Source organism: Aquabacterium sp. OR-4 (assembly GCF_025290835.2).
GTDB lineage: Bacteria > Pseudomonadota > Gammaproteobacteria > Burkholderiales > Burkholderiaceae_C > Pseudaquabacterium.
Genome location: NZ_JAOCQD020000002.1, coordinates 2,186,280 through 2,198,204 on the forward strand (window position 1 = coordinate 2,186,280; position 11,925 = coordinate 2,198,204).

Below are 11,925 nucleotides of genomic sequence, written 5' to 3' on the forward strand. Positions count from 1 at the left end.
CCACATGAGCGACATCACCCGCGACATGGCCGACTACTACCGCCAGCGCGCCGCCTACTACGAGCGCGTGTACTTCAAGCCCGAGCGGCAGGAGGATCTGCGCGCCATGGAGGCCTGGCTGCCCACGCAATTCACCGGCCGGCGTGTGCTGGAGGTGGCCTGCGGCACCGGCTGGTGGACCCCGCACGGCGCGCGCGATGCCGCACAGTGGCTGGCCACCGACCTGAACCCCGAGACCCTGGCCGTGGCGCGCCGCAAGGCCTTGCCGGCCTGCGTGCAGTTTGCCGAGCTGGATGCCTACAGCTTTGCGCAGATCGAAGGCCAGCGCTTCGACGCCGCCTTTGCCGGCTGCTGGTGGAGCCATGTGCCGCTGGCCCGGCTGGGCGGCTGGCTGCAGGCACTGCATGCGCGGCTGGAACCCGGCGCGCAGGTGGTCTTTCTCGACAACAGCCATGTGCAGCTCAGCAGCACGCCGATCAGCCGCACCGATGCCGACGGCAACACCTACCAGAACCGCACGCTCGACGACGGCTCGGTGCACGAGGTGCTGAAGAACTTTCCCACGGCCGAAGACGCCATCGCCCGCCTGGGCCCGCGTGCGCGTGATGCGCAGTGGATCGCCCACACCCACTACTGGGTCCTGGCCTACACCCTGGCCTGAACTCCGCCCCTTCCTGCCCCACCGCCGCCCATGCAAACCCATCTCGCCGCCGAGTTCCAGGCCAGCCACGACGGGCAGGCCGCCGAGGCCATCCTGCGCAAGTGCGTGCACTGCGGCTTCTGCACCGCCACCTGCCCCACCTACCAGCTGCTGGGCGACGAGCTCGACGGCCCGCGCGGCCGCATCTACCTGATCAAGCAGGTGCTCGAAGGCGCCACACCCACGCGCGCCACCCAGCAGCACCTGGACCGCTGCCTGACCTGCCGCAACTGCGAGAGCACCTGCCCCAGCGGTGTGCAGTACGGCCAGCTGGTCGACATCGGCCGGCGCATCGTCGAAGAAAAGGTCGAGCGCCCGATGCCCGAGCGCGCGGTGCGCTGGCTGCTCAAGGAGGGCCTGAACTCGCCGCTGTTCGGCACCGCCATGGCCCTGGGCCGCGTGGTGCGCCCGCTGCTGCCCGCCGCGCTGAAGGACAAGGTGCCCGGCGCCCCGCACCCGCGCGCCAGGCTGTGGCCGCAGCGCGAGCACCCGCGCAAGGTGCTGATGCTGATGGGCTGCGTGCAGCCGGCCATGCTGCCCAACATCAACTCGGCCACCGCGCGCGTGCTCGACGCCTGCGGCATCCAGACCCTGGTGGCCGACGAAGCCGGCTGCTGCGGCGCCATCCGCAGCCACCTCAACGACCATGCCGGCGGCCTGGCCGACATGAAGCGCAACATCGACGCCTGGTGGCCGCATGTGGCCGGCCTGAGCGGCCAGGGCAAGGTGGAAGCCATCGTGATGAACGCCAGCGGCTGCGGCGTCACGGTCAAGGAGTATGGCCACGCGCTGGCGCACGACCCCGAGTACGCCGACAAGGCCGCGCAGATCAGCCGCCTGACGCGCGATGTGAGCGAACTGCTACCCGATCTGCTGCCCACGCTGAAGAGCACGCTGGGCGCCCGCCCCCGCCCGGCGGGGGCGCCGGGCGGTGGGGCACCCGCCTCACCCGCCGGGCAGGGCACATGCCTGGCCTACCACCCGCCGTGCACGCTGCAGCACGGCCAGCAGCTCAAGGGCGGCGTGGAAGCCGCCTTCCGCGAACTGGGCCTGAGCATCCAGGTGGCGGGCCAGGACAGCCACCTGTGCTGCGGCTCGGCCGGCACCTACAGCGTGCTGCAGCCCGAGCTGAGCCACCAGCTGCGCGACCGCAAGCTGGGCCACCTGGCCGAGCTGCAGCCGGCGGTGATCCTCAGCGGCAACATCGGCTGCATCCAGCACCTGCAGAGCGGCACGGCCACCCCGGTGAAACACTGGGTGGAATGGCTGGACGAGGTGCTGGCATGACACGCGCGCCGGCCACCACCAGGCGACTGGCCACCACCCGGCGACTGTCCATCACCGCGCTGCTGGCCGCCGCCACGCTGCTGGCCGGCTGCAGCAGCCTGCCCGGCTGGATGATCCTGCAGGGCCGGTCGATGATCACCGACCACCAGCACTTCGACAATGCGCCCATCGCCGCCGCGGCCACGCCCCGGCCGCTGCCCGAGGCGCCCGCCGCCCTGCCCTGGCCCGACGGCATGGACGACGACGCCGCCGCGCGCTGGCTGGCCGACAACGGCACCGTGGCGCTGCTGGTGCTGCGGCGTGGCCAGTTGGTGGCCGAACATTACTTTCACGGCTACCAGCGCGACAGCCTGTTCACCAGCTTCTCGGCAGCCAAGTCGGTGGTCTCGCTGATGGTCGGCCTGGCCATTGCCGATGGCCACATCGCCGGGGTGGACGAGCCCATCACCCGCCACCTGCCCGAGTTGCGGGCCAACGACCCGCGCTTTGGCCAGATCCGCTTGCGCCACCTGCTCAGCATGCGCAGCGGCATCGCCTTCGACGAGAGCTACAACAACCCCTTTGCCGAGGCCGGCCGCTTCTACCTGCGGCCCGACCTGAACGCCGAGATCCGGCGCCTGCGCATTGCCGGCCCGCCCGACCAGGCCTACGCCTACAGCAGCGGCGACACCCAGCTGCTGGCCATGGCCGTGCAGCGCGCGGTGGGCCAGCCCTTTGCGCGTTATGTCGAGCAACGCCTGTGGCAGCCGATGGGTGCCGCCTACCCGGCCAGCTGGAGCCTGGACAGCGCCGCCTCGGGCGTGGTGCGCGGTTTTTGCTGCCTGAACGCGCGCGCAGTCGACTACGCGCGCCTGGGCCAGCTGGTGCTCGATGGCGGCCAGCGCGACGGCCGCGCCGTGCTGCCGGCCGAGTGGCTGCGGCAGAGCACCGCAGCGCAGCAGGGCCTGCCCGGCGCCAGCGATGAGGCGCAGCGCAACATCGAGCGGCGGCCGTGGGCACCGCCGGCCTTCTATGCCTGGCAGTGGCGGCGCCTGGCCCAGCCCGCGGTGCGCGGCGTGCCCAGCGAAATGCTGAGCCCGAGCCCGACCCTGTTTGCCCAGGGCCTGCACGGCCAGTACATCGTGGTCGTGCCGCAGGCCGATGCGGTGGTGGTGCGCCTGGGCCGCGACCGCGGCCCGGTGAACTGGGCCCGCTGGCTCGAGCGGATGGCGCTGGGACTGCCCTGAGCGGGCCTGGCCCGCGGCGCACCGGCGCACCGGCCACAGGCCACAGCCGCCGACCACCAACTACGGCCACCCGGCCCCCGTCACCACCACGCCCCCCCCAGAAGCGGTGTCCGCCGTGCCGGCACGGCCGATAACATGCCGCGGCCTCGAGGCGAGGGGAGTCGCCGACGGGCCTTTGTTGTTCAACCGGGAGGCCCCATGTCCAATCCATCCAGCCGCGCCACGTCGCGGCAATTGCTGCTGTCGCGCGCCGTGCAGGCCGCGGCCCTGAGCACCGGCCTGCTGGCCGGCCAGCTGGCCAGCGCCGCCGCGCCGGTGACGGCCATGACCCAACTCAACGTCTACCGCGACGGCAGCTCGGCCGACTGGGTGCTGGGCAACAGCCGCTGGCTGGGCGATGGGTTCGACAACGGCAACCTGCTGGTCGGCCCGGCCTTCACCGGCACGGCCACCGCCGCCAGCTACCAGCTGCTGGGCGTGGCCGCGGGGGCCGATCCGGCATTGGCCGCGCAAGAGTCGGGCAGCGCGCTGCGCCTGGACGCCACGCAAGGCGACGTGGCCAGCAATGCGCTGGGTGCGCAGGGCCGCTCGGTGCGCCTGCGGCTGCTGACCAACACCTCCGATCCGGCATCGGGCTTTGCCCAATCACGCAGTTTCGCGGCCTCGTTGCGCCTGTCGCTCGACAGCCTGCCTGCGCTCGGCCACACCGCGGGCCTGCGCTTCGCCGACGGCTTCTCGAACAGCAACGACTATGTCGAGCTGTTCGTCACCGGCCAGACCGGCGGTGGCGCCCAGGTGGTGCTGCGCAAGCAGGACTTTGCGCTGGGCGCGATCACCGTGATCGGCGCGGCCACCCTGGCGCCGGTGAGCGGCGCCGCGCAGCTGGTGCTCTCGCTGGCCCACGGCGCGCCGGACAGCCCGCTGCTCTCTGGCAGCTTCAACTTTGCCGATGCCAGTGGCGCGCTGCTGAGCCCCAGCTTCATCGGCCTGGGCAGCGCCACGGCCTTCAACGGCGAGCTGCACACCCGCCTCGAGCTGCGCGCCACCGCGCCCGTGCCCGAGCCCGCCGACTGGGCACTGATGCTGGCCGGCGGCGGCCTGCTGCTGGCGGCGCGCCGCGCCCGGCGCGGGGCCTGATCGGGCGGTCTGATCGGGCGGTCTCATCGGGTGGTCTGATCAGGCGGCCCGATCAGCCGCGCGTCAGCCCGCCGTGCCGGGTGCGGCCGGCAGGCTGTCGCGGCAAAAGCGCGCGTACCACTGCCCACTGGTCTTCAGCGTGCGCTGCTGGGTGGCAAAGTCGACATGGGTGAGGCCGAAGCGGCGCAGGTAGCCCTCGGCCCACTCGAAGTTGTCGAGCAGGCTCCAGGCAAAGTAGCCCTTCAGCGGCACGCCAGCGGCCAGCGTGTCGCGCGCCGCCGCTAGGTGCCGGACCAGAAAGGCCAGGCGCTGCGGATCGTGCACCGCGCCATCGGGCTGCACCTGGTCGTCGAAGGTGGAGCCGTTTTCGGTGATGTAGATCGCCGGCGGCGCGTAGTCGCGGTGCACGCGGGTCAGCAGCTCGGTCAGGCCCTCGGGCACCACCGGCCAGCCGAAGGCGGTGCGCGCCACGCCAGGCGCGTCCACCACGCGGGTGGCCAGCGGGTCTTTCAACGGGTCGTGGCCGGCGTCGTGGGTGGCATCGGCCACCACCTCGGGAAAGTAGTAATTGATGCCGAGAAAGTCGCAGCGCTGCGCGATCTCGGCCAGGTCGCCGGCCACCACGCGCGGCGCCAGCGGGCCCAGGCGCTCGATCACGTCGGCCGGGTAGCCGCGGCCGAACAGCGGGTCGAGGAACAGCCGGTTGCGCCCGCCGTCGTGGCGCCGGGCGGCGGCCACATCGGCCGCGCTGGGGCTGGCCGGGCTGATCGGGTGCAGGCTCAGCGTGATGCCGGCCTGCGCATCGGCCACGTTGGCGCGGATCACCGGCAGCGCGCGCCCGTGGCTCAGCAGCAGGTGGTGGTGCACCTGCAGGGCCAGGCCCAGGTCCTTCACGCCCGGCGCATGCACGCCGTGCTGGTGGCCCAGAAAGGCGGTGCAGAAGGGCTCGTTGTGGGTGATCCAGTGCTTGACGCGGTCACCCAGCGCGCGGGTCACGATGTCGGCGTAGTCGGCAAACCGCGCCACGCTGTCGCGCGCCATCCAGCCGCCTTCGTCTTGCAGGGCCTGCGGCAGATCCCAGTGGTACAGCGTGGCCCAGGGCTGCAGGCCGCGCGCCAGCAGGCCGTCGACCAGGCGTGAATAGAAGTCCAGTCCGGCTTGCAGCGCCGCGCCGCGGCCCGTGGGCTGGATGCGCGGCCAGGCGATCGAGAAGCGGTAGGCGTTGGCGCCCAGGCGCTGCAGCAGGTCCAGGTCTTCGGGCCAGCGGTGGTAGTGGTCGCAGGCGGTGTCACCGGTGTCGCCGTTCTTCACCTTGCCGGGCGTGTGGCTGAAGCGGTCCCAGATCGACTCGCCGCGGCCGGCTTCGTGCACGCCGCCCTCGATCTGGTACGAGGCCGTGGCGCAGCCCCAGCGGAAGTCGGCCGGAAAGTCGCTGCGGCGCACGGCGGGCAGGCCGGCATCGACCGGGGCGTCAGGACGGGTGTTCATGGCCGCATGATGCCGTCATGAAAGCGGTTTCAAAATCGGTTGAAACACGCATGCGGCGCGGCTTTCAGGCGGCGTGCGCGCTGGCCTCGGCCACCGGCTCGGGCCGCACGCGCAGCGCCCACATCACGCCGGCCACCAGCAGGGCCACGCCAGCGAGCGTGAGCGCATCGGGCGCGCGGCCGCGCAGCACATAGGCATAGGCCAGCGCGCTGAGCGTCTCGAACACGATCAGCTGGCCCACCAGCGTGGTGGGCAGGCGTTGGCTGGCCTCGTTCCAGCACAGCGTGCCGGCCCATGAGGCCAGCAGGCCGATGGCCAGCATCAGGCCGATGTACAGGCCTGGCCGCGGGCCGAAGGGCATGGCCAGGGTGCTGCCGCTGGCCGCGCTCCAGGCCCAGAACGCGGCAAATCCCAGCGCCGCCAGCGGCAGCGTGGCCAGGCCTTGCGCCGTGGCCCAGGCACGTGGCGAGCGCTCGGCATGGGCCCGCAGCCAGTCGGCATTGCGCATCGGGTACCAGGTCCAGCAGGCCACCGCGCCCACCGCCAGCGCGCCGCCCAGCGCATAGGCGCCTGAACTCACCAGTTCGGCGCCCGCCGGGTCGGCGCGCAGGGCCTGCAGCTCGACCTGGTTGACGCAGGCAATGCCGGCGCCGATCAGCCCCAGCGAGGGCAGCAGCTTCAGCCAGGGCAGGCGGCCGTCGCGCCGCGCATCGCGCAGGTTGCTGCTGATGGCGATGACCACCGGCAGCGTGCCGATGATCATCGTGGGCAGCGGCCCGCCGGCGCGCTGGATGGCGCTGGCCAGGAACAGGTAGTACACGATGTTGCCCACCAGGCCCAGCTTGGCGGCCTCGATCCAGTCGGCCCGCGTGAGCTCGCGCATGCGGGCGCGGTCGATCCAGGCCAGCGGCGCGGCGATCAGGCCGAAGGCGATGTAGCGCCCGAAAGCCTGCATCGCCGCCGGGTAGTCGGGCAGCAGTTGCGGCCCGGCAAACACCAGGCCCCACATCAGGCCGGCGGCCAGCGCAAACAGGGTTCCGATCCACATGGGGCGCGAGGGTAACGCTTGCGCGATGTCAAACACGGCATGCCGCGCCGGGCCGACGCTATCGGTTTGAAGCCCGGCATGTCGCTGGGGCGGGAGCGGATCGATGGCCAGCACCCAATACGTCTACCTGTTCGGCAGCGCCCGCGCCGAGGGCGATGCCACGATGAAGAACCTGCTCGGTGGCAAGGGCGCCAACCTGGCCGAGATGTGCCGGTTGGGCATCCCGGTGCCCAGCGGCTTCACGATCAGCACCGAGGCCTGCACCGCCTACACCGCACGGGGCCGCGAGGCCGTGCTGGCGCTGATCCGCGGCCAGGTGCTGGAAGGCGTGGGCTTTGTCGAGCAGGAGATGGGCAAGCGCTTCGGCAATGCGGCTGATCCGCTGCTGCTGTCGGTGCGCTCGGGCGCGCACGCCTCGATGCCCGGCATGATGGACACCATCCTGAACCTGGGCCTCAACGACGAGGCCGTGATCGGCCTGGCCCAGCGCAGCGGCGATGCCCGCTTCGCCTGGGACAGCTACCGCCGCTTCATCCAGATGTATGGCGATGTGGTGATGGGCCTGAAGCCGGCGCGCAAGGAGGATCACGACCCCTTCGAGGTGATCATCGACATGGTCAAGGAGAAGAAGGGCGTGAGGCTCGACACCGAGCTCGATGCCGCCGATCTGCAGGAGCTGGTGGCGCGCTTCAAGGCGCTGATCCGCGCGCGCATCGGGCACGACTTTCCAACGGATCCGTGGCAGCAGCTGTGGGGCGCCGTGGTGGCGGTGTTCGAGAGCTGGAACAACGAGCGTGCCCGCGTCTACCGCGAGCTGAACGACATCCCCGCCAGCTGGGGCACGGCGGTGAACGTGCAGGCCATGGTGTTTGGCAATCTGGGTGACAGCAGCGCCACCGGCGTGGCCTTCACGCGCGATGCCGGCACTGGCGAAGACCTGTTCAACGGCGAGTTCCTGGCCAATGCCCAGGGTGAAGATGTGGTGGCCGGCATCCGCACGCCGCAGCAAGTCACCTGGCCGCCGAGACCACGCTCGAGAACCACTTCAAGAACATGCAGGACCTGGAGTTCACGATCCAGCAGGGCCGGTTGTGGATGCTGCAGACGCGCAACGGCAAGCGCACCGGCGCGGCCATGGTGCGCATCGCCATCGAGATGCTGGGCCAGGGCATGATCGACGAGGCCACGGCGCTCAAGCGCGTGGATCCCGAGCGCCTGAACGAGCTGCTGCACCCGGTGTTCGACCGCCAGGCACTGGCCGATGCACGCGTGATCGCCCGCGGCCTGCCGGCCTCGCCCGGCGCGGCCAGCGGCCAGATCGTGTTTTTTGCCGACGAGGCCGAGGCCTGGGCCCGGCAGGGCAAGGCGGTGATCCTGGTGCGCCAGGAAACCTCGCCCGAAGACCTGCGCGGCATGAGCGTGGCCAAGGGCATCCTCACCGCCCGCGGCGGCATGACCAGCCATGCCGCCGTGGTGGCGCGCGGCATGGGCAAGTGCTGCGTGTTTTGAAGGCCTGTTCCGCGAGATGAGCGGCCTGCCGGTCACCATCCGCCTGCTCGACCCGCCGCTGCACGAGTTCGTGCCGCATGACGAAGCCGGCCAGCGCGCGCTGGCCGCCGAGATGGGTGTGAGCCTGGGCCGCATCCAGGCCCGCGTGGAAGAGCTGCACGAGGCCAACCCGATGATGGGCCACCGCGGCTGCCGTCTGGGCATCAGCCACCCCGAGATCACCGAGATGCAGGCCCGCGCGGTGCTCGAGGCGGCGCTCAACGCCCGGGCCCGCGGCATTGCCGTGCAGCCCGAGATCATGGTGCCGCTGGTGGGCACGGTGCGCGAGTTCAATGCCCAGGCCGCGGTGATCCGCCGCAGCGCCGAGGCGGTGTTTGCCGAGCGCGGCGAGCGCATCGCCTACCAGATCGGCAGCATGATCGAGACGCCGCGTGGCGCGCTGGTGGCCGACAGCATCGCCACCCAGGCCGAGTTCTTCTCGTTCGGCACGAATGACCTGACGCAGATGACCCTGGGCTTCAGCCGCGACGACGCCGGCAGCTTTTTGCCCACCTACCTGGCCCAGGGCCTGTACGAGCACGACCCCTTCCGCAGCATCGATCAAAAGGGCGTGGGCCAGCTGGTGCAGATGGCCGTGGCCAAGGGCCGCGGCGCGCGGCCCGGCATGGCCACCGGCGTGTGCGGCGAGCATGGCGGCGACCCGGCTTCGGTGGCCTTCTTCCACCAGGTGGGGCTGGACTACGTGAGCTGCTCACCCTTCCGCGTGCCGATTGCGCGGCTGGCGGCGGCGCAGGCGGCGGTGGGCTGAGCGGCTTTGTGCTGCGCGGGCACAGGGCGGTGCTGCGCATCTCGCCCTGCGCTTGCAAGGCGGCGCGGATCGCCCCGCGGGGCCGGCTCGCGGCTGTTGCTGCACACCTGGTGACAGGCCGGCGGCCGTTTGCAGCCGCCGCTGGCGCCCCGCAAACCACCGTTCGCACCCTTGGCCCCGCCTGGCGCGGCCGGCAGGCCGGCGCGCGGCCTAGCATCGGGGCCGATGAACATCACCCGACGACACTGGCTGGCCGACAGCCTGGCGCTGGCCACGCTGCCGGTGCTGGGTGCAGGCCCGGCGCTGGCGCAGACGTCCGCGCCCACCCACACGCCCACCCATCCGGCCCCCCCGCGCCCGGCGCGGCGCGCAGCCCCGCCGCCCAGGCCCTGCACGCGCTGTTTGCCCGCCACTGGGACGAAACCGCCCGCCAGACGCCCGAGTGGGCCACCTTCCGCGGCGACCACCGCTTTGGTGACCGCTGGGCCGATGTGTCGCCCGCGGCCGATGCGGCGCGCCTGGCCCTCACCGCCGGCTGGCTGGCCGAGGCACGGGCCATCGCGCCCGACAGCCTGGGCGCCACCGACCGCGTGTCGCGCGCGATGTTCATCCACAACCTCGAGGCGCAGCAGCGCCTCGCCGCCTTCGAGGGCTGGCGCACGTTGTCGCTGGGCTCGCTGTCGGGCGTGCAGCAGATGCTGGCCTCGGTGCTGCTGCAGGTGCCGGTCGACACGCCGGCGCAGCGCCAGCAGCTGCTGGCCCGCCTGGCCGCCTGGCCGGCGCGGGTCGAGCAGGAAGTCGCCCGGCTGGAGCGCGGCATCGCGCTGGGCTGGGTGTCGGCACGGCCGGTGCTCGAGCGCGTGCTTGGCCAGCTGGACGGCCAGCTGGCGCCGGCGGTGCGCCAGGGCCCGTTCTTCGAGCCCTTCAACCGCCGCACGCCGGTGCTGCCCGAGGCCGAGCGCCTGGCCTTCCAGGCCGCGGGCGAGGCCGCCATCACCGGCCAGGTGCTGCCGGTCATGCGCCGGCTGCGCGCCTTTGTGGCCGAGCGCTACCTGCCGGCCGCGCCCGCCGGCGGCGGCCTGGCCCAGCGCCCCGGCGGCGAGGCGCTGTATGCCGAGCTGTCGCGCCAGTCCACCACCACCGCGCTCACGCCGCGCCAGATCCATGCCATGGGCCTGGCCGAGGTGGCACGGCTGCAGGCCGAGTTCAAGCCGGTGATGGCCGCGATGGGCCTGCACGGCAGCTTTGCCGAGGCCGGCGCCGCGCTGCGCCAGCCCGAGCACTTCTACGCCAGCGCCGAGGCCATGCTGGAGGCCTACCGCGCCGTGGCCAAGCGGCTCGACCCCGAGATGCCGCGGCTGTTTGCCGAGCTGCCGCGTGCGCCCTACGGCATCCGCCCGATGCCGGCCCACCTGGGCCCCGGCGCGGCCGACAACTACAACGGCCCGCCGGCCGATGGCAGCGCACCCGGCTGGTACAACGCCAATGTGCTGGCCTTCTCGCGCCGGCCGCGCTGGGCCCTGCCCACGCTGGTGGCCCACGAGACCGTGCCCGGCCACCACCTGCAGATCGGCCGTGCACGCGAGCTGAGCGGCCTGCCGGCCTTTCGCCGCCAGGGCAGCTACACCGCCTTCAGCGAAGGCTGGGGCCTGTATGCCGAGCGCCTGATGGACGAGGTGGGCTTCTACACCACGCCGCAAGACCGCTACGGCTTCCTGCAGGCGCAAACCTTCCGCGCCGCGCGCCTGGTGGTCGACACCGGCCTGCACGCCCTGGGCTGGAGCCGCGAGCAGGCCATTGCCTACATGGTGGAGACGGTGGGCGAAAGCCCGGTGTTCATGACCGCCGAGGTCGACCGCTACCTGTCCACCCCCGGCCAGGCCCTGGCCTACATGGTGGGCCAGCTGCACATCCTGCAGCTGCGCGATCAGGCGCGCCAGGCGCTGGGCGCCCGCTTCGACCTGCGCCGCTTCAACAACGCAGTGATCGACCAGGGCGCGCTGCCACTGCCGCTGCTGAGCACGCAGATCGCCGAGTGGACGGCCGCCGAGCTGGCGGCCCCGGCCGCACCCGGCTGAGCCGCGGCCGCGCCAGGCGACCCCGGGCTGGCGCGTTCAACGCGCAGCCACCCCGGTCAGTCGGGCGCGGCGGCGCGCAGGGTGGCCAGGAGCAGCAGGGCCTGGGCGCTGTGGCCATCGCTGCCATGCACCGCCATGCCCAGGTGCAGCGGCAGCAGCGCCGCGGCGCGCCCGCCCGCGCCGCGGTAGGGGCCTTGCAGCACGGCGCGCAGCCGCGCGCACACGCCGCTGGCCGCGGCCGCATCGGCATCGGCCAGCAGCACCACAAAGCCCTGCGCGGCCACCTGGAGCACACCGTCGCTGGCCCGCACGCGGTGGCGCAGGCGCTGGCCCATGGCCTGCAGCAGGTCGGGCAGCGCGTCGTCGGCGGCGCCACTCGCGCCTTGCACCCACAGCACCGTGGCGCGCCGGGCCTGGCGGCGGCAGCGGCCCAGCTGGGCCTCCAGCGCGGTGGTGGCGGCAGCCATGTCGGCGCACACCATCACCGGCGGCAGCGGCGGGCGCAGGCCCATCGCCGGTGCGGGCGGCAGCCCATCGGCCGGGCTGGCAGGCCGGTCGGACGCCAGGCCGGGGGCACGCAGGGGCGGGTGTTTCATGGGGCAGTGACGGCAAAGCGGTGCTGCCCTGTTCAAACGCAGCGCGCG

11 protein-coding genes are annotated in these 11,925 nt (G+C 72.4%); 8 read left to right on the top strand and 3 right to left on the bottom strand.

Translation table 11 applies throughout. The features are described 5' to 3' along the window. Window positions 1-4: 4 nt before the first annotated feature. The 4 genes from N4G63_RS21765 to N4G63_RS21780 all read left to right on the top strand — a co-directional run bounded on the left by N4G63_RS21765 (window position 5) and on the right by N4G63_RS21780 (window position 4,350). Window positions 5-661, top strand: a complete 657-nt coding sequence (locus tag N4G63_RS21765; RefSeq protein WP_314600192.1) for a class I SAM-dependent methyltransferase — start codon at window positions 5-7, stop codon at window positions 659-661. Between the two features lie 30 nt (window positions 662-691). Next, window positions 692-1,987: a glycolate oxidase subunit GlcF gene (glcF, locus tag N4G63_RS21770; RefSeq protein ID WP_260786804.1), complete on the top strand. Its 1,296-nt coding sequence runs from the start codon at window positions 692-694 to the stop codon at window positions 1,985-1,987. Beyond that, window positions 1,984-3,213 (top strand): serine hydrolase domain-containing protein, encoded by a 1,230-nt coding sequence (locus N4G63_RS21775; RefSeq protein ID WP_260787626.1) that lies wholly within the window; start codon window positions 1,984-1,986, stop codon window positions 3,211-3,213. Before glcF ends, N4G63_RS21775 begins: the two co-directional genes overlap by 4 nt. Window positions 3,214-3,411: 198 nt before the next feature. Continuing rightward, window positions 3,412-4,350, top strand: a complete 939-nt coding sequence (locus N4G63_RS21780) for a PEP-CTERM sorting domain-containing protein (RefSeq protein ID WP_260786803.1) — start codon at window positions 3,412-3,414, stop codon at window positions 4,348-4,350. Window positions 4,351-4,413: 63 nt separating this feature from the next. Here N4G63_RS21780 and N4G63_RS21785 read toward each other — a convergent pair whose 3' ends face one another. Beyond that, on the bottom strand, window positions 4,414-5,838 hold the full coding sequence (locus N4G63_RS21785) for a GH1 family beta-glucosidase (RefSeq protein WP_260786802.1): 1,425 nt from the start codon (window positions 5,836-5,838) through the stop codon (window positions 4,414-4,416). A gap of 64 nt (window positions 5,839-5,902) precedes the next feature. After that, entirely contained in the window at window positions 5,903-6,886 is a 984-nt protein-coding gene (locus N4G63_RS21790) for a DMT family transporter (protein WP_260786801.1), read from the bottom strand. A 103-nt stretch (window positions 6,887-6,989) separates the two neighbouring features. Between N4G63_RS21790 and N4G63_RS21795 the strand changes: the two genes are divergently transcribed. The 4 genes from N4G63_RS21795 to N4G63_RS21810 all read left to right on the top strand — a co-directional run bounded on the left by N4G63_RS21795 (window position 6,990) and on the right by N4G63_RS21810 (window position 11,281). Next, window positions 6,990-8,060 (top strand): PEP/pyruvate-binding domain-containing protein, encoded by a 1,071-nt coding sequence (locus tag N4G63_RS21795; protein WP_314600193.1) that lies wholly within the window; start codon window positions 6,990-6,992, stop codon window positions 8,058-8,060. Further along, complete coding sequence (locus N4G63_RS21800; protein ID WP_314600231.1) at window positions 7,961-8,395, top strand: PEP-utilizing enzyme; 435 nt, start codon at window positions 7,961-7,963, stop codon at window positions 8,393-8,395. The genes N4G63_RS21795 and N4G63_RS21800 overlap by 100 nt, the downstream gene beginning before the upstream one ends. Before the next feature lie 16 nt (window positions 8,396-8,411). Further along, window positions 8,412-9,203: a putative PEP-binding protein gene (locus N4G63_RS21805; RefSeq protein ID WP_314600194.1), complete on the top strand. Its 792-nt coding sequence runs from the start codon at window positions 8,412-8,414 to the stop codon at window positions 9,201-9,203. 491 nt (window positions 9,204-9,694) lie between these two features. Then, window positions 9,695-11,281 (top strand): DUF885 domain-containing protein, encoded by a 1,587-nt coding sequence (locus N4G63_RS21810; RefSeq protein WP_443112077.1) that lies wholly within the window; start codon window positions 9,695-9,697, stop codon window positions 11,279-11,281. Between the two features lie 56 nt (window positions 11,282-11,337). Here the strand turns inward: N4G63_RS21810 and N4G63_RS21815 are convergent, their stop codons facing one another. Continuing rightward, window positions 11,338-11,877 carry a hypothetical protein gene (locus N4G63_RS21815; RefSeq protein ID WP_260786798.1) on the bottom strand — a complete coding sequence of 180 codons (540 nt, stop codon included), beginning with the start codon at window positions 11,875-11,877 and terminating at the stop codon, window positions 11,338-11,340. Window positions 11,878-11,925: the final 48 nt, after the last annotated feature.